At 67.5% G+C, this 19,475-nt stretch carries 24 protein-coding genes; 14 read left to right on the top strand and 10 right to left on the bottom strand.

The features are described 5' to 3' along the window. Both NI1_RS02985 and NI1_RS02980 read left to right on the top strand, forming a co-directional pair. Entirely contained in the window at positions 1 to 765 is a 765-nt protein-coding gene (locus NI1_RS02985) for a 3-oxoacyl-ACP reductase (protein ID WP_067813777.1), read from the top strand. 166 nt (positions 766 to 931) lie between these two features. Beyond that, on the top strand, positions 932 to 1,249 hold the full coding sequence (locus tag NI1_RS02980) for a DUF222 domain-containing protein (RefSeq protein WP_245663039.1): 318 nt from the start codon (positions 932 to 934) through the stop codon (positions 1,247 to 1,249). 42 nt (positions 1,250 to 1,291) lie between these two features. Here NI1_RS02980 and NI1_RS02975 read toward each other — a convergent pair whose 3' ends face one another. After that, positions 1,292 to 1,777 (bottom strand): hypothetical protein, encoded by a 486-nt coding sequence (locus NI1_RS02975; RefSeq protein WP_157534924.1) that lies wholly within the window; start codon positions 1,775 to 1,777, stop codon positions 1,292 to 1,294. A gap of 203 nt (positions 1,778 to 1,980) precedes the next feature. Between NI1_RS02975 and NI1_RS02970 the strand changes: the two genes are divergently transcribed. After that, the gene (locus NI1_RS02970; protein WP_067813771.1) at positions 1,981 to 2,211 is read left to right on the top strand and encodes a hypothetical protein; all 231 of its coding nucleotides are present in this window, start codon (positions 1,981 to 1,983) and stop codon (positions 2,209 to 2,211) included. A gap of 55 nt (positions 2,212 to 2,266) precedes the next feature. On the opposite strand, the gene pip is transcribed toward NI1_RS02970, so the two are convergent. After that, positions 2,267 to 3,244 (bottom strand): prolyl aminopeptidase, encoded by a 978-nt coding sequence (gene pip, locus NI1_RS02965; protein WP_439957218.1) that lies wholly within the window; start codon positions 3,242 to 3,244, stop codon positions 2,267 to 2,269. Continuing rightward, positions 3,241 to 4,119, bottom strand: a complete 879-nt coding sequence (locus tag NI1_RS02960) for an alpha/beta fold hydrolase (RefSeq protein ID WP_067813767.1) — start codon at positions 4,117 to 4,119, stop codon at positions 3,241 to 3,243. The genes pip and NI1_RS02960 overlap by 4 nt, the downstream gene beginning before the upstream one ends. 81 nt (positions 4,120 to 4,200) lie before the next feature. Between NI1_RS02960 and NI1_RS02955 the strand changes: the two genes are divergently transcribed. The 3 genes from NI1_RS02955 (at position 4,201) to NI1_RS02945 (ending at position 6,451) form a co-directional block, all read left to right on the top strand. Next, positions 4,201 to 4,827 carry a winged helix-turn-helix transcriptional regulator gene (locus NI1_RS02955; RefSeq protein ID WP_067813765.1) on the top strand — a complete coding sequence of 209 codons (627 nt, stop codon included), beginning with the start codon at positions 4,201 to 4,203 and terminating at the stop codon, positions 4,825 to 4,827. 57 nt (positions 4,828 to 4,884) lie between these two features. After that, positions 4,885 to 5,772, top strand: coding sequence for an LLM class flavin-dependent oxidoreductase (locus NI1_RS02950; protein ID WP_245663038.1), 888 nt, complete (start codon positions 4,885 to 4,887; stop codon positions 5,770 to 5,772). A gap of 61 nt (positions 5,773 to 5,833) precedes the next feature. After that, complete coding sequence (locus NI1_RS02945) at positions 5,834 to 6,451, top strand: maleylpyruvate isomerase family mycothiol-dependent enzyme (protein WP_067813761.1); 618 nt, start codon at positions 5,834 to 5,836, stop codon at positions 6,449 to 6,451. 3 nt (positions 6,452 to 6,454) lie between these two features. Here NI1_RS02945 and NI1_RS39770 read toward each other — a convergent pair whose 3' ends face one another. Beyond that, positions 6,455 to 7,312, bottom strand: coding sequence for an Ig-like domain-containing protein (locus NI1_RS39770; RefSeq protein WP_084522493.1), 858 nt, complete (start codon positions 7,310 to 7,312; stop codon positions 6,455 to 6,457). 104 nt (positions 7,313 to 7,416) lie between these two features. After that, positions 7,417 to 8,955, bottom strand: a complete 1,539-nt coding sequence (locus tag NI1_RS02935) for an amino acid permease (RefSeq protein WP_067813756.1) — start codon at positions 8,953 to 8,955, stop codon at positions 7,417 to 7,419. Positions 8,956 to 9,136: 181 nt separating this feature from the next. On the opposite strand from NI1_RS02935, the gene NI1_RS02930 reads away from it, so the two are divergent. Genes NI1_RS02930 through NI1_RS02910 form a run of 5 tightly spaced genes read left to right on the top strand, consistent with a single transcriptional unit; the run spans position 9,137 to position 13,024 of the window. Next, positions 9,137 to 10,546, top strand: coding sequence for a DUF8832 domain-containing protein (locus tag NI1_RS02930; RefSeq protein ID WP_245663037.1), 1,410 nt, complete (start codon positions 9,137 to 9,139; stop codon positions 10,544 to 10,546). Then, positions 10,543 to 10,944, top strand: a complete 402-nt coding sequence (locus NI1_RS02925) for a FixH family protein (RefSeq protein WP_067813754.1) — start codon at positions 10,543 to 10,545, stop codon at positions 10,942 to 10,944. The genes NI1_RS02930 and NI1_RS02925 overlap by 4 nt, the downstream gene beginning before the upstream one ends. 29 nt (positions 10,945 to 10,973) lie before the next feature. Beyond that, positions 10,974 to 12,089 carry a hypothetical protein gene (locus NI1_RS02920; RefSeq protein WP_067813752.1) on the top strand — a complete coding sequence of 372 codons (1,116 nt, stop codon included), beginning with the start codon at positions 10,974 to 10,976 and terminating at the stop codon, positions 12,087 to 12,089. Next, positions 12,086 to 12,628, top strand: a complete 543-nt coding sequence (locus NI1_RS02915; protein ID WP_067813750.1) for a hypothetical protein — start codon at positions 12,086 to 12,088, stop codon at positions 12,626 to 12,628. The genes NI1_RS02920 and NI1_RS02915 overlap by 4 nt, the downstream gene beginning before the upstream one ends. A 24-nt stretch (positions 12,629 to 12,652) precedes the next feature. After that, positions 12,653 to 13,024: a hypothetical protein gene (locus NI1_RS02910; protein WP_067813748.1), complete on the top strand. Its 372-nt coding sequence runs from the start codon at positions 12,653 to 12,655 to the stop codon at positions 13,022 to 13,024. 10 nt (positions 13,025 to 13,034) lie between these two features. Here NI1_RS02910 and NI1_RS02905 read toward each other — a convergent pair whose 3' ends face one another. Both NI1_RS02905 and NI1_RS02900 read right to left on the bottom strand, forming a co-directional pair. Continuing rightward, positions 13,035 to 13,493: a hypothetical protein gene (locus tag NI1_RS02905; protein ID WP_157534923.1), complete on the bottom strand. Its 459-nt coding sequence runs from the start codon at positions 13,491 to 13,493 to the stop codon at positions 13,035 to 13,037. A 113-nt stretch (positions 13,494 to 13,606) separates the two neighbouring features. Then, on the bottom strand, positions 13,607 to 14,134 hold the full coding sequence (locus NI1_RS02900) for an SRPBCC family protein (protein ID WP_245663036.1): 528 nt from the start codon (positions 14,132 to 14,134) through the stop codon (positions 13,607 to 13,609). Positions 14,135 to 14,270: 136 nt separating this feature from the next. Between NI1_RS02900 and NI1_RS02895 the strand changes: the two genes are divergently transcribed. Both NI1_RS02895 and NI1_RS02890 read left to right on the top strand, forming a co-directional pair. Beyond that, a complete protein-coding gene (locus NI1_RS02895) occupies positions 14,271 to 14,720 on the top strand; it encodes a MarR family winged helix-turn-helix transcriptional regulator (protein ID WP_245663035.1) in 450 nt (149 codons plus the stop codon). Between the two features lie 97 nt (positions 14,721 to 14,817). After that, entirely contained in the window at positions 14,818 to 15,261 is a 444-nt protein-coding gene (locus NI1_RS02890; protein WP_067813743.1) for a hypothetical protein, read from the top strand. 2 nt (positions 15,262 to 15,263) lie between these two features. On the opposite strand, the gene NI1_RS02885 is transcribed toward NI1_RS02890, so the two are convergent. Continuing rightward, a complete protein-coding gene (locus NI1_RS02885) occupies positions 15,264 to 16,016 on the bottom strand; it encodes an SDR family NAD(P)-dependent oxidoreductase (protein WP_067813741.1) in 753 nt (250 codons plus the stop codon). A 69-nt stretch (positions 16,017 to 16,085) separates the two neighbouring features. Continuing rightward, positions 16,086 to 16,784 (bottom strand): LmeA family phospholipid-binding protein, encoded by a 699-nt coding sequence (locus NI1_RS02880; protein ID WP_067813739.1) that lies wholly within the window; start codon positions 16,782 to 16,784, stop codon positions 16,086 to 16,088. A 120-nt stretch (positions 16,785 to 16,904) separates the two neighbouring features. Here NI1_RS02880 and NI1_RS02875 point away from each other — a divergent pair, with 120 nt between their 5' ends. Then, the gene (locus NI1_RS02875; protein ID WP_067813737.1) at positions 16,905 to 18,329 is read left to right on the top strand and encodes an outer membrane protein assembly factor BamB family protein; all 1,425 of its coding nucleotides are present in this window, start codon (positions 16,905 to 16,907) and stop codon (positions 18,327 to 18,329) included. 10 nt (positions 18,330 to 18,339) lie between these two features. Here NI1_RS02875 and NI1_RS02870 read toward each other — a convergent pair whose 3' ends face one another. Beyond that, positions 18,340 to 19,431 carry an Lrp/AsnC family transcriptional regulator gene (locus NI1_RS02870; RefSeq protein ID WP_084522668.1) on the bottom strand — a complete coding sequence of 364 codons (1,092 nt, stop codon included), beginning with the start codon at positions 19,429 to 19,431 and terminating at the stop codon, positions 18,340 to 18,342. Between the last annotated feature and the right edge of the window lie 44 nt (positions 19,432 to 19,475).

Below are 19,475 nucleotides of genomic sequence, written 5' to 3'. Positions count from 1 at the left end.
TTGCAGCGCTTAGAGAATCGTGTCGCGGTCATCACCGGCGGCGGCAGTGGCATCGGCCTGGCCACCGCCCGTCGATTCGCGGCCGAAGGCGCGAAAGTCGTTGTCGCCGACATCGACGCCACCACCGGCGAAGCCGCCGCGGCCGAAGTCGACGGCCTCTACGTCAAGGTCGACGTCACCGACGAAACCCAAGTCCAGGCGATGTTCCAAACCGCCGTCGACACCTACGGCGGCCTCGACATCGCCTTCAACAACGCGGGCATCTCACCCCCCGACGACGATTCGATCCTCACCACCGGCCTCGAAGCCTGGAAGCGCGTACAGGAGGTCAACCTCACCTCGGTCTACCTGTGCAGCAAATACGCCATCGAGCACATGCTCGTCCGCGGCAAAGGCTCCATCATCAACACCGCCTCCTTCGTAGCCGTCATGGGCGCCGCCACCTCCCAAATCTCCTACACCGCCTCCAAAGGCGGCGTCCTGTCCATGAGCCGAGAACTCGGAGTCCAGTTCGCCCGCCAGCACATCCGCGTAAACGCCCTCTGCCCCGGCCCGGTAAACACCCCCCTCCTCCAAGAACTCTTCGCCAAAGACCCCGAACGAGCCGCCCGCCGCCTCGTCCACATCCCCACCGGCCGCTTCGCCGAACCCGAAGAAATAGCCGCCGCCGTAGCCTTCCTCGCCAGCGACGACGCCTCCTTCATAACCGCCTCCCAATTCCTGGTAGACGGCGGCATCTCCGGCGCCTACGTAACCCCCCTCTAACCCCCACCCGCCGCCGGTCGCCTCGGCCACCGGCGGCGTCACACCTCCCCATTACCCCGAGCCCTCCGCCGGGCTCCGACCGGGTCGCTCGGGCGCGCGACTCACGGTGACGCACGGGATATCGAATTCTCGAACATATGTTCTATCGTGCGGTATGGTGGCTCGCGTGAACATACATTCGACTGCGTTGGCACCGGATGCTCCCGCGCGAGGATGGCCGGAACTGGCCGACGTCGATTTGCTGCGCACTCTCGTCGAAACCGAACGCCGCCGTCGGCGACTGGACGCCGCCATGCGTGCAGCCGTCGCCGAGGCCGAGCGCCGTGGGCTTGCCACCGACACCGGGTACCGCGACACCGTCGAACTATTGACCGACCTGCTACGGATCAGTGCGCAGGAGGCGCGTCGGCGGATCGAATACGCTGCGCCGCAGGTGCGTTCGCGTTCCCGGAAGGTGTGGCGGGTGCTGGCTGCGGCAAGCTGAAGTCGAGGGCGGCCGCCGGCTCAGCAGGGCCGGGGTCGCGATTCACAGCTCGGACCACGGGACTCCCGCCCACGGGGCGGTGTGGCCGGCTACCAGCTGAAGGTGGAAGTCGGGGCCATCGTGCGTCCGCTCCTCCTCGGGGTCGGTGAGTTGGCTGATGGTGCAGAGGTATTCGCCGTTCGGCACTTCGATGCCGGAGCCGTAGGTCTCTTTGTCGTCGCCCACGGCCGAGTCCTCGTACTGCGCGGCCATGGTGACGGTCTCCAGGTTGACGACGACCAGCTCGCCGCCCGTCACCGTGATGGGCCCGGTAACCTGCCGGAAGATCGGAAGCCCGGCATCCACCGGTGCATCGGAAACCTCTATCTCCCATTGCTCTTCGCCGCCGGTACCCCACACCAGCACCGTCCCGCGACCCATCTCGGATTCGAACCGCTCCATCAGCAGCTCCAGGGTCCAGTCCTCCCCCACGAACGACCGGTACGCGTGCGGATCGACCAACCCGAGAAACCCACCGTCATCGGTCATCTCTTCGATCCGATACCGGAACCGAGCCATCTGAAAAGTCCTCTCACGATCGATTTCCCGCACCCTACAACGCCGGAATGCCTGATCGGACGTCCATATTGGTTACTGCGGTTTTCGCGCCGCCAACGGCGCGTTGGTTAATCTCCCGCAATCGGGGAAGTCCTGCCGATGCCACATCACTGCGATTCGAAGGAGGACATCTCATGCGATTCGCCAAGACGGGTGCCGCCGCCGCGATCCTGGCGGCCGTGCTGACGGCCGGCGCCGGCGTCACCCACGCCGGCCAGACCATCACCCTGACCGCCGATTTGATGGGTTGTGCGGCCCGGGCCAACCTCGATGTTTCCGGCTTGGCCGCCGTAGAACCCGGCAGTTCGGTTCAAGTATCCGACGCGATGGCGGCCGAACTGCGCCAGAGCGGCTGCATGCCGTGATCTTTGCCGGCTAGCGGGTGCGCGCGGTCGTCACCGACCGCGCGCACCCAGCCGTTCAGTCGGCGAAGCGCGCCACGGCGTCGAAGATGCTCTGCACCATGGCCGGGCTGCCGGTGTGGCCCGAGTCCTCGATGATCCGCAATTGCGCATCGGGCCAGACCCGCGCGAGTTCCCAGGCCGTGCGCAAAGGCGCGGACAGGTCGAGACGACCATGGATCAGAACACCGGGAATCCCGGCGAGCCGATGCGCGTCCCGCAACAGCCGATCTTCCTCGATCCACACCGCATTCGCGAAGTAGTGGGTACAGATCCGGACGAACGCCATCCGCGCCGCATCCACCTTCGCACTGTATTGCCCTGGCGCACCCGATGTTTCGTGCGCGATCACCGCATCCTCCCAAGCACACCACTCCCCCGCGGCCCGCTCGCGCACCTCGGCATCGGGATGCTCCATCAACTGCCGATAGCCTTCGACCAGGTTCTCGTCCCGGTACTCGGCGGGCGCTCCATCCCGGAAGCGCTCCCATTCGATCGGCAGCAGCAACCGCAGTCCGCGATAAAGCCAGTCGATCTCACTCGGCCGCGACATGAATACCCCCACCAGCACGATCCCGATGACCCGATCCGGATGCCGCTGCGCGTAGGCGAGGATCAGCGTGCAACCCCATGACCCGCCGTAGAGCACCCACCGCTCGATACCGAGGCGCTCGCGCAGCAGCTCCATATCGGCCAGCAAATGTTCAGTGGTGTTGTGCGCCATATCCACACCCGGATCGGAGGCGTGCGGCACGCTCTCCCCACACCCGCGCTGATCGAACAACACGATCCGGAACACCTTGGGGTCGAACGTCTTACGAGCCTTACGCGGCCCACCGCCACCGGGACCGCCGTGTACCACCAGCACAGCCCGCCCCTGCGGATTCCCACTGGTCTCCCAATAGATCCGATTGCCGTCACCGACGTCGAGCAGGCCCGACGCATAAGGATCGCTCTCGGGAAACGGTTGCCGCCCAGCGGAATCCGGCACGCTCACGCCATCCAGTCACGGATCGCGGCAACGAACTCCTCCGGCGCATCGGACTCGACGTAAGTACCGGCGCCCTCGACGATCACCGTCTTATGGTCGGGGAAGGTCGCTTCCAGGCGCTCGCGTTCCTGGGGCCGGAAGGCGATGTCGGCGTCACCCCACACGATCAGGGTCGGCAGGTGCGCCAGGTCGGCCAGGCCGGACTCGACCGTGGCGAAGAACTCCCGGCTGGCAAGAACCCGGGTGGGGAGCACCGCGGAAGCCTGGCGCCGCGCCGGGGTATCCAATGCCCGGCGGTAATGGTTCATCTCTGCCGTGGTCGGCTTCCGCCTGCGATGCCCGGTGGGGATGAACCCGTTCACGAGGAGGTTGAACTGCCGAACCAGCAAGCGGCTCAACGGGTTACCGATGAGGTGCGAGAACGCCTCGAAGTGCAGCACCCCGTTGACCGGCCAGGCCCAGGTGTTCGCGAGCACCAGCCGGTCGAAGACGCCGGGCCGTCGTTGCGCGGTGGCCAAGCCGATCAGCGCGCCCCAGTCCTGCCCCACCAGGGTCACCTGTTCGAGGCCGAGCGCATCGACGAAGCCGGTGACCACCTCCGCGTGCTGCTCCGGCAGGTAGCGGTAGCCGGGTTTCGGCTCCGACAGCCCGAAGCCCGGGTAATCCATTGCGATGCAACGGAAGTCGCCGCGCAGCGCGCTGATCACCTCTCGCCACAGAAACGACCAGGTCGGATTGCCGTGTAGGAAAAGCAGTGTCGGTCCGGACCCTTCGTCGACGTAATGCACGCTGTGCCCGTCGATTTCGATGAAGCGGCTCCGGAACGGGAACAGGTCGTCGTCGACCCAGGCGGGCCGCACACGCTCGGTGATCTCGGCCATGTCGGCCCTCTCTTCGGCTCGGGTCCTGCGATATACTTGAGTCTTTCACGCACACTTGAGAACATCAAGCAAAAGGACGAAATGCGTAGCTACGGCCAGTACTGCGGGCTCGCCCGGTCGCTCGAGGTGGTCGGCGACCGGTGGAACCTGCTCATCGTCCGCCAGCTGCTCATGGCCCCCGCCCGCTACCGGGACCTGATCGACGGCCTGCCCGGCATCGCGACCAACCTGCTCGCCGACCGGTTGCGCGACCTCGAGTCGGCGGGCGTGCTGGAGCGGCGGCTGACGGGTGCGGGCAGCGTGGTCGAGTACGCCCTCACCCCCTGGGGCGCCGAACTACGCGAGCCGATCGAGGGCTTGATCCGCTGGTCCACCCCCTTGATGGTGCGCGGCCCCGAGGGTGATGCTTTCCGTCCCGAGTGGCTCGCCCTGGCCGTCCCCGCACTCCTCGACGCCCGCGTCGATGTCCGGCCTTCGACGGCAATCGGTCTCGATATCGGTGGCTCACCCCTGCAACTGCGCGCCACGCCCACCGGTTTCGAAGTCACCGCCCAGGACGGCCGCGAACTGGCCGCCACGGTCCGCGCCGAACCCGCCTGCATTTTGGGCCTAGCCGCCGGCGCCCTCCCCCTGGGCGACGCCCGCGCCCTGGGACTGATCGAGATCGAGGGCGACGAATCCGTCGTCCGCACCGTGTTCGCTGCCTGAGCACCTGACCGCCGTCCGAATTCCGAAGGCGCGCTGATGCGCTGGCATGATCGCGGTGTGAACCTACGATTCGGTATTCAGTTGGCGCCGACGGCGAACGAGCTGCCGCGGCTGCGGGCGATGGCCAAGGTGGCGGATCGCGAAGGCTTGGATCTGCTCGGTATTCAGGACCATCCGTATGCGGGCGGGCTGGCCGATACGTTCGCGGTGATCGCCACCGTGCTGGCGGAAACCGAACGGCTGCGGGTGTTTCCGGATGTGGCGAGCCTGCCGTTGCGCGGGCCCGCGATGCTGGGGAAGCAGGCCGCGACGCTGGATCTGCTCAGCGGCGGGCGGTTCGAGCTGGCGTTGGGGGCGGGGGCGTTCTGGCCCGCGATCGGTGCGATGGGCGGGCCGACGCGATCGAATCCCGAAGCGCTGCAAGCACTCGAGGAAGCCACCGCGATCATTCGCGCCATGTGGCTGCCGGGGACCAAGGCGAAAGTCGCGGGCGAGCTGTACAAGGTGCACGGTGTGCAGTCCGGTCCCGCGCCGGCGCATCCGGTCGGGATCTGGTTCGGCAGTGTCGGCCCCAAGGCCAACGCGCTGACCGGGCGCATCGCCGACGGCTGGGCAGCGCCCATTCCGCACTACCTGCCGTACGAGAAATGGCAAGCGACACAGGAGATCATCTCCGCCTCCGCCATCGATGCGGGACGTAAACCCTCCGATATCACCCGCATGGCGCAACTCGTCGGCACGATCACCGAGACTCCGGGATCGGTCACGCTGCGCGGCGAGGAACCGATCCGCACCGACGCCGCCGGCTGGGCGCGCATCCTGGCCGATCTCGCCACGGAGACCAGGTTCGACACCTTCGTGTACTGGCCGGAATCCGAGGATGAAACCCAGCTGCGGCGCTGGATAGGCGAGGTCGTCCCGGCCACCCGAGCCCTGTGCTCCTGACCCGGCGATGAGTTTCCGCGTCCGGCTCCGTCGAAGTCTGTAGCCGAACAAGGGAGCAGATGTGGCCGACGCAGTCTGGACGCTGGTGCATGCCGAACGCGCCGCCCTGATCGAGGACCTCGCCGGTCTCGAAGACGCGCAATGGCATCGACCGTCGTTGTGTGACGGGTGGACGGTGCACGATGTGGCCGCCCACCTGGTCGCCGTCGCACACACCACGCGTCTCGGCTTCGTGGCCGGACTGATCAGGGCGGGTTTCGACTTCGACGGACAGAACGAGCGCACCATGCAGCGATGGCGTGGCGACACCCCCGCGGAAACACTGCGACGGCTGCGGCAGGCGGGCCCGCGGAGATCGACCCCGCCCGCGCCGCTGGACAGTCGCCTCGTCGAGGAGATCGTCCACGGCGAAGACATCCGCCGCCCAGCCGGATTGACCCGCAACTACCCCGAAGAAGCCGTCATCCGGGCACTGCGCCTGCAAACCCGCACCTCGGGCGCGTTCGGCGGAGCGAAGGAGCTGATGTCCCGAATCCAGCTCACCGCAACGGATCTCGATCTGACGCTCGGAGACGGCCCGGAGGCGCGCGGGACCGCGCTCTCCCTGTTACTGGCCGTCTCCGGTCGAAGCGTCGCGCTCGACGAACTCGAAGGACCGGGAGTCGCCGCCCTTACCTGACGATCAGGATCCGAAGGACCCGGTGCTCGTCCCACCGCCGGGATTGGTCGGCTGCTCGGCCACCGTCACCACCTTCGTGGTGGACGACCCGGCCACCCCGCTGCGCCCCGAGAACACCGCGCCGATGGTGTACGAGCCCGCCGCCCCCGGCGTCCACACGAACGTCGCCTTACCGTTCGCATTGACCGGAATATCACCGAGCACATTGTCGCCGGCCTTGAACTGAACGGTGCCGCCCGCAGCCGCCGGCGACACGGTCGCCTCCAAGGTGACCGCCTTATTCACCTGCGCCCCACTCACATCGGTGAGCACGGTGGTGGAAACGGCATCACTCGACACCGTGATATTCGGCCCCTTGCCCTGGTAAGTGCCGTCACCGAGCGATCCGCCGTAATGCATGGAAGTAGGCAGCGGAGTATCCCGAGCGCAGTTGACCCCCACCTTGTACTGCACCTCGAACGTCTGCGACTTCGGCTGAATATTCGGATACACCGGGTACTTGGTGATCCCGAACTCGGCCCGCACCCAATCCGAAGACGAGGTATCGAGCTGAACCTGATCCCCACCCATCTTCCCCGACCCCGCAACCGGCGTCAGGCAAGCAGGATGCAAATCCTTCACCGAGTAGATGTACTCCACCGGAATCCCGGTCCGCTCGAACATCGTGGTAACGGTAATAGTGTCCCCCACAACAGGATTCACATTCGACACCGTCCGAGTGAACTTACTATTCCCATCGGTCCACGTGATCGACCCCGGCGCAGCCGAAGCCACCCCGGGCATCGCCGCCACCGCGAACCCCGCCGCCACCGCGAACGCGGCCACCGCCCCAGCCGACCGCTGCATTCTGCTATCCACCATCGTCGTCTCCACCTACCCCAGGCACCCCTCGACATCGTCATCGAGGCGCTGATGCACCCGAGTTGGCGCGATTAGATCACGGCCGGACCACCTGCGTATCAGATTCAGAAATGATCATGTGTCAGATCTGGAACGTTGCGTTTGGGGCCGGTGAACCAGTGGCGGGCGGAGGCGAACCACCAGATGGCTATTGCGCCTACTACTGCTATCAGGGTCAGGGGGGCGTAATTTACTGCGTTCCAGGTGAAGTCGGGGTTCCAGGGGTAGCCGTGGTCGTCCAGGGGGAGGATGAAGAGGAGGGAGATCAGGGCTGTCCAGATGAGGGCGATTATGCCTATGGGGCGGTACCAGGGGCCCAGTTGCCAGGGGCCGGTGCGGAATCGGGTGCCGTGGAGTTGGCGGAGCAGGATGGGGATGGCGTAGGCGATGTAGAGGCCGATGGTGGCTACCGAGGTGGCGGCGGCGTAGGCGGTGGGGGCGTTGGCGGCGGGGACCAGCATGGAGGGGATGAGGAGGATGAAGGCGAATACCGAGATGAAGAGGACGGCGTTTACCGGGACTTTGCGGGGGGAGAGTTTCGACCAGAGGGCGGAGCCGGGGACCGCGCCGTCGCGGCTGAAGGCGAAAAGCATTCGGGAGGCGGAGGTGACCGAGGCGTAGCCGCAGAACAATTGGGCTATCGCGGCGATGATGAGCAGGAGGCCGGACCAGAAGGAATTCAGGGAATTCTCGAGGATGTAGATGACGGGGTAGCCGCTGTTCTTGGCGGGGTCCAGGGCGTCGTCGAGGTTCGGGATGGCGAAGGTTACCGCCATGATGAGCAGGTAGCCCGCGACGGCCGACACGATGATGGTGTTGATGATGCCTTTGGCAGCCATGCGGGAGGCGTCGTGCGTCTCCTCCGACATGTGCGCGGAGGCGTCGTATCCGGTGAAGGTGTACTGGGCGTGCAAAAGGCCGAGCAGGAAGCTGAATGCCACGCCGCCGAATCCGACGGCGCTGTTGTCTACCGTTTCGGTGAAGACGAAGCCGACGCTTTGATGGTGTTCCGCACCGATTCCCAGCACCAGGACGAAGATCGCCACACCGCCCACGTGCCACCAGGCGGAAATATTGTTGATGACGGCCGACAGGTGCGGGCCCACGGCGTTCAGTACCGCGTGCAGCACCAGAATCGCCGCGAACACCAAAAAGATTGCGGTGCGATCGGTTCCGATATCGATGCCGATCACATTCAGCACCACGGTGGTGAAAATCGCCGCACCGTAATCGATGGCCGCCGTCACCGCGATCTGCCCGATCAGGTTGAACCATCCGGTGAACCAGCCCCAGATCGGCCCGCCCAATTCCGAAGCCCACCAATACAATCCACCGGACGTGGGATAGGCCGAGGCCAATTCCGCCATCGCCAATCCCACGAACAACACCATCACCGACACCAGCGGCCACCCCCACGCCATGGTGATCGGCCCGCCATTGGCCAAACCGATGCCGTAACTCGCGAGCCCGCCGGTCAGGATGGACACGATGGTGAAACTGATGGCGAAGTTGGAGAATCCCGACCACGAACGGGCCAGTTCCTGTTTGTAACCCAGTTCGGCGAGACGCTGTTCGTCGGCGGATAGATGCTGGTTCTCGGTCATTCGAACTCCCGCGTGAAAACGCCGCCCTCACACGGCGTTTGCCAGGAGATCAGTGTGAAGTAATCCCGAGCCAACCGCAGGGCAATGTGGAAATCGGCGCACCCTACCCTGAGGTGGCGGCGCGTCGGCATCACTCTCCGGAGGGATTCCCGCGCCCGGGTCTTTCGGTAGGTTCGATACGGTGCAGCCCCCGTCGACCCCGCGCCTACGCGCCTGCCTACTGCTGGGCGTGCTCGCCGCACTGCTGAGCCTGATGACCGCACCCGCGGCACACGCGGACGGGGCGGTGAGCGGCGGTGATGTGTCGGTGGCGCAGTCGCTGGGCGATCGGGAGCTGACGGTCATCGTGCGGCGCGCCGAGCCCGGCCCGCTGCGGGTGGAGGTGGTCACGCACACCGGAACCGCGGCGGGGACGCTGACGCTCGGCACGGTGCCGTCCGACCGGGGTGGTGAATCGTCCTCGGCCACGGTGGAACTCGGTGATCGGCCGGGGCCTCATCCCGCCACGCTGAAGGTCGATCACGCCGGTCCATGGGAGTTGACCGTCTCCGATGGGGAGCGCACCGCCAGGATTCCGTTCCTGGTGGCGGCGCGGGTCGTAACCCCGTGGGAGCGCGCCGCTTACGGCGGCTTCTTCACGGCGGGAGTGCTGCTGCTGATCGCGATCGGGACGGCGCTGGTCGCCCGGCGCGGGTGGGTGGCGTTGCTGCCCGCGGGTGCGTTGATCGCGGCGCTGACGGTCGGCGTCACCGGTGCGTTGCTGTCCGCGAGCGCGCCTGCGCCCCGGCCGGCGGGCAGTCTGCTGGATCCGACCTCGGGCAATATCGACAACCCTTATCCGGAGCGGGACTTGCCATTGACCACGAATTACTCACGGCCGCCGGTGAATATGACCGTACGGTCGACTCCCGCGACGAGCGAGGTCGCCCTGTCACTCACCGATTCGGCCACCGGCCGTCCGGTGGACGATCTGCTGGTGACCGATGACGCTTTCCTGCACCTGATGGTGGTCGGGCCGGCCGGGAAGTTCTGGCATCGGCATCCCGTCCGGATCGCGCCCGGGGAGTTCCGGGTGAACCTCGCCGGGACGGAATCCGGTGAATACGCGGTCGCCGCCGAGATCGCGCGCCGCGGCGGCGGTGTGCAGTTGCTGCGATCCACCCTGCGGCTCGGCGAATCCGCGTCCAGCGCAAGCAATCCCGGCGCTGCTGCGGCCGAATTCACCACCACCGACCCGATCGCGGGTGAACCCACCACGCTCACCGCGAAGTTCGGCGGGTCCGCCGACCTGCAACCGTGGCTGGGCATGCTCGGCCATCTGATCGCCGTCGGTCCGCTACCGGAGAACACCTCCACCGGCACGGCCGCCGCCACCGCCCCGATCTGGGCGCACGCGCACGCCATGGTCCCGCTGCCACCCAATGGCGCACAACCGGCGGACGAGACGGTCGCGGCCTACGGCCCGAATGTCGCCTTCACCTTCACTTTTCCCCGACCCGGCCGCTATCTGGTCTGGGTGCAGGCCGAACGCGGCTACACCGTGATGACCGTCCCCGCCACGATCGACGTCCGAGCGGAGGCGATTCGATGACCGCCCGCCGCGCACTACTCGCAGCCGCCGTCCTCGTAGTGGCGGCACTGGCGGCCTGGTGGCTGTGGCCCAGCGGGGCCGGGAATCCGGAGTCGCGTATGGCCGCCGGTCCCTACAGCGTCCAGCTCTCCGTCACCGCTCCCCGCACCGGCGACAATCCGGTCGATCTCGAAATCACCACTCCCCAAGGCGATTCCGCGTCCCCCGACAAAGTCTCCCTGGCTCCGTCCATGCCACAGATGGGCCATGCCCTGCCCCTGAGCACCGCCACCACCGTCACGCCCGGCCACTACCGCGCCACCGTGAACCTGCCCATGCCCGGTCAATGGGAGATCACCGTCCAGGTATCGGGCCCGCAGGGCTCGGGCACCGCCACCTTCTCCGTGCAAGCCAACTGAATCGAAGGAAAGAGGATCAGGAGCAACTCATGGACCTCACCGCCAATACGCACACCGCCGCCGCATCCACACCGATCACCGTGCGGCCCTGGCTGCCCGCGTCGATCCTGTTCGCCGCCAGCATGACCTTCGCGGTCGGCTCCACCTGGGATATCCAGTGGCACGGTGACGTCGGGCCCGACACCTTCTTCACCCTGCCGCACCTGTTCATCTACGCGAGCGCGGCCATCGCCGGATTCACCGGTCTCGCGGTCATTCTCGCCACCACGGCGGCGGGGCGCGCGGGCCGCCGCGTGGACGGCGAACTCGGCGGGCCGGGTATCGGGGTGTTCGGCCGCACGTTCACCGCCCCGCTCGGATATATGGTCGCCGCGCTCGGCGCGGCCTCGTTCCTGCTGTACGGGCTGTGGGATCTGTGGTGGCACAGCCTGTACGGCTTCGACGCCGTGATCGACTCCCCGCCCCATATCGGGCTCTTCCTGTCCAGCACGGTGATCTCCGTCGGCACCGTGATCGTGTTCGCGGCGGCGCGCAGTCAGCTCTGGGGGCGGGTCGGCGCGCTGTTCGCGCTCGCCCACCTGCTGACTTCCAGCACCGTCACCGCACTGGCCGTGCAGCGGCTCAGCGCCGGCTCGGTTCGCTGGACCGTCGCGGTGACCGCGTTCATGGCGGTGCTGCTGCTGCTCGCCGGTGCCGCCTTCCGGCGTGGCGGCGCGACCCTCACCGCAGTTTTCGCCTCCGCGATCCAAGGCGTCTTCTGGTGGTTCGCGCCGTGGGCCGCGCACGCCTACGCCGACGCGGTGGGATTGCCGCTGCGCGAGCACATTCGCCATATCCCCGCTACGCCCGCGCTCATCCCGTTCTGCCTCGTGCTGGTGGGCTTGGTCATCGATGTGCTGATGCGCCGCGCCGCGCCCGCCGCCCGCCTGCTGCCCGCCGTCGCGGGCGCTGTCGGCGGCGCGATCATCGCGGGCCTGTCCCCCGTGCAGACCGTCGTCATCTACAACGCGCACTACCCGCAGGCGACGATCATCATCGCCACCACCGTCGCCGGAGCCGTACTCGGCGCGCTCGGCGGTTTCCTCGGCTGGCGTTTCGGCGCCATGCTCCGTCTGACCGCTCCGACCGCGGAGGCCCACGCATGATCCGCCGCCTGTTCCCCAGCGCCGCTGTCCTTCTCGCCTTCGTCTACCTGCTGGCGGGGACCACCGGTACGGCCTCGGCCTATCAACCGGTCGATATCGTTCACACCGAGCAGGTCCAGGCGGGCCCCTACCACCTGACCGTCGGCTTCAGCGAATGGCCTTTGCGCGCAATGCAATCCCTGGATTTCACCTTCGTCCCGGAGGGCGGCATCGCCGATAAGTCCGGCACCCTCACCCAGGTCCGGCCCGACGGCAAGATCCGCCGCTCCGAACCCCTCTCCCGCCACCCCCGCAAACGCGAGGACTGGGGCCTGGACGTCCGCTCCCTCGACCAGCAGGGCGACTGGACCTTGCGCTTCGCCATCGACGGTCCGCAGGGCCACGGCGAAGGCGAACTACGCTCGCTCCCCGTCCTCGAACAGCCCGGTCCCCCACTGGGAATCAGCTGGGCGATCAGCAGCCTGCCGCTGCTGGCCCTGCTGACCTTCCTCACCTACGCCTGGCGGCGCACCGAAAAGCAGGTCGCCGCCGCCCGATGAACCGGCTCATGGAACCCTGACCCCATGGACAGCCCCCTGATCGTGGTGGACGCCGCCAATGTCGTCGGCTCCAAACCCAACGGCTGGTGGCGCGACCGCCCGGGCGCGGCCCGCCGCCTGCTTCAAGACCTCACCACCCTCCCCGACGCGTCCCGGATCGTGGTCGTTCTCGAAGGCGCCGCAAATTCCGCCGCCGCCGAATCCGATTTCCCGCCTTTGCGATTGGTGAAAGCCGAAGCCTCCGGCGACGACGCCATAGTCGAGGTGGTAGCCGCCGCGACCGGCCCCGTCACCGTGGTGACCGCCGACCGCGGCCTGCGCACCAGGGTCGAAGCCCTCGGAGCCACCACGGCCGGGCCCCGCTGGCTCTGGGATGCACTCGACCAGCGGGGGTAGCGAAGTACGCCTACGAACTCACCACGCACGCGCTGCCGAGGTTGATGCCGGTGCCGACCTGCACGACCGCCCACTGCGAGCCGTTGTAGGTCCAGGCTTGGATGTAATGGGTGCCGGTCGAGGTCGGCGTCCAGCTGGAGGTGCCCGTGCCGCCGGAGCCGAGGGAGAACTGCTGGGTGCCGAAGGTCGCTGTGGCGCTGTCGTAGAGCCACACGTACTCGTTCGGGCTGCCGTTGACGGTGACGGTGTAGGAGCAGTTCGTCCCGTAGTTGCCGCCGCCGAGATTGATACTGCTGCCGGAGGATACGGCCACGCTGCTGACGTAGGCGGAGGCGTCGGGGGCGGTCCAGAGCAGGCCCGCGGCGGCCGCGCAGAGGGTGGCGGTGAGGGCCGTCTTCCGATTACGGATCAGGTTGATCATGTCGATCATCTCCCCAGAGAGCGAATGGATGCTGCCTGTATCAGGCACGGCGCATACATTTCAGTGTCGGCGTTCAGGGGAGACGACACGCGGATATCGGACCACCCGCCGCGCAAACTGTTGCGCGCCAAGGGATTACATGATCAGGAGCTATTCTCCGGCTATGCCCGCCGACGGACCGTGCGCTCCAGGATCCCGAGCGTGGCCTTGAGCGCCGACGCGGGAACGATCGGGAAAGTCAGCCGCTGCTTCCAGGTTTCGTCGATCTCGGACCAGTCGTAGTACGAGGTGACCAGCGTGCCGTCCGCCACCGTTTCCAGCCGATAACCGTAGATGTGGCGCACATGCGGGCGCAGCCGCCCCTCCACGGTCCAGGCGATCTCCGCGTCGGGCACGAATCGAGTGATCACCACCTCGACCTGATACTTCCCGAGGTCGAAGTCCCCCAGCGCCTCTCGATCCATATGCACCCGGAATCGATCCCCGACCCCCGTCACCGGCTTCCCCTCGGCGTCCATCAGCATCCCCGAAGCATCGATATCCACATGTCCCTGCGGATCGCTCAACACCGCGAAAATCGCCTCGGCCGGCGCCGGAATCAACCGAGACACCTCGACCCGCTCGGCGCCGCCCGAAGCGGCCGAGGACGCCGTGTCCGGCTGGGCGGTGAGGGGATTCTCGGCATTCATCAATTCTTGCCTTTCGAAGTGCGGCGGTCTCGAAATCGACAATAGGCCATGCGATCTCGCCGTGGGCCGGTCACGGCGGCCGGACGGCCGGTCGCCTGGGTGATCTCGCGCGATGCCGGTGCTGGAAAATGGGTGGGTGAGCAACGCTGAGGATCGTCCCGCACCGCCGCCGGTGAGCGCTTCCGTTCTCGTGCTGACGCTGGCGCATCGGGTGGAGGCCGAACTCGGCGCGGCATTGGCGGAGGTGGATCTCACGATCGCGCGGCTGGCTCTGCTGGGGCATATCGCGAGCGTGCCGGGGATTTCGTTCAGCGAATTGGCGCGGATGGGCGGGATCAGCGTGCAGAGCGTGCATACGGGAGTCAAGGCGATGCTGGCGGAGGGGCTGGTCCGGGATCGGACGGCGCGGGCCGGGTCGGCTTCGAACATCGCGTTGACGGCCAAGGGCGCGCGGGTGTTGCGGGCCGCCGAGGCGGTGGTCGCGCAGGTCGATGAGCGGTTGTTCGGGGCGGGAGCGGACGCCGTGCAGCGGCAGGTGGGGGCCGCCGTGGTGGACGCGTTCACCACGGCCCGAAACCAGGAGTGAGGCACCGGTTTTCGAGGTGAGGTGAGCTTTCCCACAACCTTCAACCAAACTGAAGCTTAAGGCTATGCTTCAGTCTGACTGAAGGTGGAGGGAAGCAATGCAGAGTGCGCTGCTGTCGATACATGTGCTGGCCGCGATCGTCTTCGTGGGCGGGTCCGCGGTCGCCGCGAGCTTGTTCCCGCGATACGCGCCGCTGGCGGCGGGCACGGAACCCACACCGGAGCGAAATATCGCGGTGGCGAAGGCCTTTCACCGGATCACCGGCGGCTACGCACTGCCGGCGCTGATCGTGCCCGTGGTGGGCATCGTGCTGGCGGCGGTGCAGGGCCGGATGGGCGAAATCTGGATCACCGTCGCGATGGCGCTCACCTTCATCGCGGGCGGGCTGCTGGCCGCCTTCATCCATCCGATCCAGCGGCAAGCCTTGGAGCAGCCGGATGAAGGCCCGCGATTGCGCCAACTATCGATGCTGGCAGGCATTTACAACCTGCTGTGGGCAGCGGTGGTGGTGCTCATGATCGTGCGCCCGGGCGCGCACTGAGCTCAGAGCGCCATCTTGCCGTTGTCGACGGTGTAGACGGCCCCGTGCACGGCCGAGGCCTCCTCGGAGCACAGGAACGCGATGACGTTCGCGACCTGAGCCGGATCCATCAACCCGCGCGCGGTGGCGGTCTTCATGATCAGCGTGTAGTCCGGATCCTCGGGGAAGGTGAAGTTCTCCAGCAGCGGCGTGGTCATACCGCCCGGGCAGACCGCGTTGACACGAATACCGCGCCCGTCGAATTCGAGCGCCATCGCCCGGGTCAGCCCGATGAGACCGTGCTTGGCCGCGCAATATCCGGCCGAATACGCCTGCCCTTCGAGCCCCGCGATCGACGCCACATTGACGATGCACCCGCCCGACTCCAGCAGATGCGGCAGCGCCGCCCGGGACAGGAAGAACGGCGCGCTCAAATTCACCGCCAGATCCCGCTGCCACTCCTCGTCGCTGACCTGCGCGGTATGCCGCATCGTATGCGCGCCCGCCGCATTGACCAGGATGTCGACCCCGCCGAACCGCTCCACGCACGCCCGAACCACCTCGGCACCCGCGCCCGGATCAGCGAGATCAGCTGCGATCCAAGCGGTTTCGGGCCCGTCCAGAGCCGCCCCGAGCCGCTCCTCGTCCCGCCCCACCCCGAATACCCGCGCCCCGCCCGCGCTCAGCGACCGCGCCACCGCCTGCCCCAGCCCGGAGGACGCCCCGGTCACCACGGCCACCCGGCCCTCGAATCGCCCGGCCCCATCGCCAGCCATACCTGCTCCATTCCTCACCGGACGACCGCGAAACCGCCACCCGTTCAAACGGTTCCAACATAGCCCCGGTCAGGGCAGGTCGGAGAAGCGCACGTCCTGCGCCACCGCCGTCACCCGCAGCCCGTCCGCCTCCGGTTCGATCGCCGTCAATCGCGCACCCAGCGGCAGCTTCTGCAACGGCACGGTGAAGGTGAGCGATTGCCGCAGCCACGCCAGGGAGATCGTCGGGCCGCCCATCGCCGACTGCACCGAGACCGGCACCACCTCGATGCCGTCGGCGGTCGGGTTCACCGTCACCACCACCGTCGCGGGCACCGGCACCGGAATGCCCTCCACTTCGAACGTGCCGGCCACCCGCACCCCGTCGGGGCTGTGGGAGATCGACTCCACTCCCGAAGGCGCGTAACCCTTCACGGTGTCGTAGGGCACGAGCGCGGTCGCGGTCGCCGTGCTCGCCTCCAGATTCGAGGTCCGGCTCGCGAGCAGGTCGCCCAACGGCGCGGAGACCCCCGTCAGCGTGACGTCGAGGTCGCGCACGGAGATCCCCTGGTCGCTCCATTCCCCGGCCCGGATCTCCACATCGTCGTACCGTCCGCGCACGGCCTGCGTCAGAAACGGAATCCCGCCGATCGTCACGCTCGGCCGCTGGGCCAGGTGGTACTCGGTGGCGATCTTGCTCGCGATCTCGTCCTGCGCCATCGCGACCCCGACCCGGTCACCCACGACCAGCCCGATTGCCACCACCAGCAGTATCAGAAACCCGCGCATGCGCTCACCTGTTCGGCCATCCCCCCATCATGCCTGCCGCCCGCCACCCGGCTGATACCTTGCGTATTCGCCTGTTTCGGCCGGCGGCTGCATCCGCCCGGGCGCGAAGGAGACTGCGGGATGGGAACGACCGTGCAGCGGTTCGCTTTTCGCAACAGGCCCCGAATCTGGCTGACGATCCTGGTGGTGGCAGTGCTCGCGGGCGTCGCCGTGATCGTGTGGGTGAACCGATCACCGCAGGCCCGGCGGCCGGAAGCGACCTCGGTCGGCGGCAAGTTCCGGGTCTCGGAGCGCCTCGACTCGACCCCCGCGCCGGCGTGGACATTGCGCGCCGCCGACCTGTCCGGCGAACCGGGCGCGGTATTGCTGGCAGCGCCGCAGAACCTGGACAGCTACTTCGGCTACGGCGCGCCGATGGATGCCGGAACGACCATCGTCGCCGCGACCGCGGTGCCCGGCCCGCCGATCTCCGACCAGAGCACCGGCCGCACGGTGGGACCGGCGCGGCTGCACGGCATCGACCCGAATACCGGAAAGCTGCGGTGGAGCACCGACGTCGGCGAACTCCACGGCTGCCGCGAAACCGTATTCGACGGACAACTGGCCTGCTACGGCGCGCACCGGGTGTTGATCGTCGATGCCGCGAACGGCGCGATACTCGGCGACCATCCGGCCGATTTCGAGGTGATGGATGTGGCGGTGCGCGACGGCGTCGTCACGGTGACCGGCCGGACCGCGGACTGGATGACCGCCGTCGTAACCCGGGGCACCGCCACCGATATCGCCGCGTCGTGGCGGCGCACCTATCCGACCCCGAATCCCGGCGTCCCCGTCCTTCCCCGTATCGACAGTTCCGCACACGACTACTTCCGTGTGGGTCGCGACAACAATGTCGGCGTCTACGATCTGCGCACCGGTGACCTGCTGTTCACCGCCCCCGTCGGCTACCTCTTCGACGGCGGCATCATCGCCACCCAGGTGGTCGCGGGCAGCGGCAGCGCGGGCAAGGTCACGCTGTTGGACCGCACCGGGCACACCATCACCGAAGTCGCCAATCCCGGTTACCTGGTCGACTGGTATCCGAGCGCGACCGCCGCGCCGCTGCCGATCCTCACCGGCGAGAGCGCCTACGACCGCACCACCGGCCGGCTGCTGTGGACCAACCCCCTGATCGGCATGAACGACACCGCCGGACGCACCATCGCGATCCGGGGCATCGTGAACGACAGCGTGATCGTCCGCTCGCTCGACGCCGCGACGCTGACCGGCATCGATCTCACCGATGGACACCAACTCTGGCAGCAGCCGATGCCTTTCGAGCACGCGTCCCGCTACTCCCACATCGACGGCGTGACCGATGGCGTCCACCTCATCCTCACCGACGGCACCACCGTGCAGGCGGTCGACGCCGCCGACGGCTCGACCGCCTGGTCGATGCTGCTGCCGCCCAGTGGCGACCCGAGGCTCGCCACGACGGTGCGAGCCATGGGCGGCCGCATGCTCACGGTCACCGCCACCGAATTCACCGGATACGCTGCGGCATAAGCGAAATGGCTCAGGCCGGCGCGGGCCGGAACCCGCCGCCGGCGGTCCACAGGCCGAACGGAATATGGGTGACGGCCAGCCCGTGCGGATCCAGCAGCCTGCCCATGCGTTTCAGGGTGCGCACGGTGAGCTGGCGCTCGTTGATGCGGAGCTGCGGAAACGCTTGATGCAGACGGGTTTCGACGCGGATGCTGTCGGTCGGGGTGCGCAGCCAGGCGATCAGCAGCAGATTCGATTCGTCGTCGGCGGTGCTCACGCAGAGCCGCAGCTCGGGCCAGGTGGACAGGGTCGAGGCGAGGGATTCGAAATCGCGGGCGGCGAGAGTGGCCCGATAGGTCATGATGACCGGCCACCCGGCATGGCGTTCCGCGAAATCGCACCGGAACAGCAGGCGGTGCGAGCGCGTCATTTCGGTGATGCGGCGGCGCACGGTCGATTCGGTCAGGCCGGTGTCGCGGGCCAGGTCGATACTGCTGCGGCGCGCGTCCCGCCCCAGCGCGAGCAGCAGATCCAGATCACCCGGGCGGGGACGCGCCGGCGCGGGTGGCCGGCGGTCCGACGCGTCGGTGAGCAGGGTGCGCTGCACCGGATCGAGCGCCTGCGGCCGCCAGTGGCTGCCCTCCAGATAGGTATGCAGACCGACCGCGGGCCGCACCTCGATGATGCCGGGGAGCGCGGCCAGCTGACCGGTGACGAAAGCGTCCAGGGCGGTGGGTGTTTCGAGCGCGACGGTCAGTTGCAGCGCGTAATGCCCGGTGATGCGTTCGACGCTGACCACCCAGGGCCAGGCGCAGAGCTGCTCGGAGATCTCCGCGATGGCATCGGTACGGCACCGCAGCCGGATGTAGGCGACGGTGGCGAATTCCGGGGCATAGGCGGTGAGCCAGGCCAGTCCGCTGTCGGTGAGCCGCCGCCACCGGCGGGCCGCGGTGGTGGCGTCCATGCCGAGCGATGCGCCGATGCGCCCCCAGGGTGCGCGCGGGTTGATCTGGAGGGCATTGACCAGGTCCAGATCCCGCTCACCGAAGACCGGATTGGCGGATCTCGGCACATCTTCCGACTCAGTGCCGATATCCGGCGATTCGGCCGTCTTATTCGCCATGCCAGCCATTGTGGCATCAGTTACATGTCCCGCCCGCGAAAGGG

This window comes from Nocardia inohanensis NBRC 100128, assembly GCF_001612945.1.
Taxonomy (GTDB): Bacteria; Actinomycetota; Actinomycetes; order Mycobacteriales; family Mycobacteriaceae; genus Nocardia; species Nocardia inohanensis.
The sequence above is the reverse complement of the archived record's forward strand: the minus strand, read 5'-3'. Positions and strand labels throughout refer to the sequence as shown.

Excerpts from the sequence above, each read along its gene's own strand:
- NI1_RS02975 (WP_157534924.1), bottom strand. The coding sequence starts at position 1,777 with ATGACCGATGACGGTGGGTTTCTCGGGTTGGTCGATCCGCACGCGTAC.
- NI1_RS02970 (WP_067813771.1), top strand. The coding sequence starts at position 1,981 with ATGCGATTCGCCAAGACGGGTGCCGCCGCCGCGATCCTGGCGGCCGTG.
- NI1_RS02960 (WP_067813767.1), bottom strand. The coding sequence starts at position 4,119 with ATGGCCGAGATCACCGAGCGTGTGCGGCCCGCCTGGGTCGACGACGAC.
- NI1_RS02955 (WP_067813765.1), top strand. The coding sequence starts at position 4,201 with ATGCGTAGCTACGGCCAGTACTGCGGGCTCGCCCGGTCGCTCGAGGTG.
- NI1_RS39770 (WP_084522493.1), bottom strand. The coding sequence starts at position 7,312 with ATGGTGGATAGCAGAATGCAGCGGTCGGCTGGGGCGGTGGCCGCGTTC.
- NI1_RS02935 (WP_067813756.1), bottom strand. The coding sequence starts at position 8,955 with ATGACCGAGAACCAGCATCTATCCGCCGACGAACAGCGTCTCGCCGAA.
- NI1_RS02925 (WP_067813754.1), top strand. The coding sequence starts at position 10,543 with ATGACCGCCCGCCGCGCACTACTCGCAGCCGCCGTCCTCGTAGTGGCG.
- NI1_RS02920 (WP_067813752.1), top strand. The coding sequence starts at position 10,974 with ATGGACCTCACCGCCAATACGCACACCGCCGCCGCATCCACACCGATC.
- NI1_RS02915 (WP_067813750.1), top strand. The coding sequence starts at position 12,086 with ATGATCCGCCGCCTGTTCCCCAGCGCCGCTGTCCTTCTCGCCTTCGTC.
- NI1_RS02910 (WP_067813748.1), top strand. The coding sequence starts at position 12,653 with ATGGACAGCCCCCTGATCGTGGTGGACGCCGCCAATGTCGTCGGCTCC.
- NI1_RS02900 (WP_245663036.1), bottom strand. The coding sequence starts at position 14,134 with ATGAATGCCGAGAATCCCCTCACCGCCCAGCCGGACACGGCGTCCTCG.
- NI1_RS02890 (WP_067813743.1), top strand. The coding sequence starts at position 14,818 with ATGCAGAGTGCGCTGCTGTCGATACATGTGCTGGCCGCGATCGTCTTC.
- NI1_RS02885 (WP_067813741.1), bottom strand. The coding sequence starts at position 16,016 with ATGGCTGGCGATGGGGCCGGGCGATTCGAGGGCCGGGTGGCCGTGGTG.
- NI1_RS02880 (WP_067813739.1), bottom strand. The coding sequence starts at position 16,784 with ATGCGCGGGTTTCTGATACTGCTGGTGGTGGCAATCGGGCTGGTCGTG.
- NI1_RS02875 (WP_067813737.1), top strand. The coding sequence starts at position 16,905 with ATGGGAACGACCGTGCAGCGGTTCGCTTTTCGCAACAGGCCCCGAATC.
- NI1_RS02870 (WP_084522668.1), bottom strand. The coding sequence starts at position 19,431 with ATGGCGAATAAGACGGCCGAATCGCCGGATATCGGCACTGAGTCGGAA.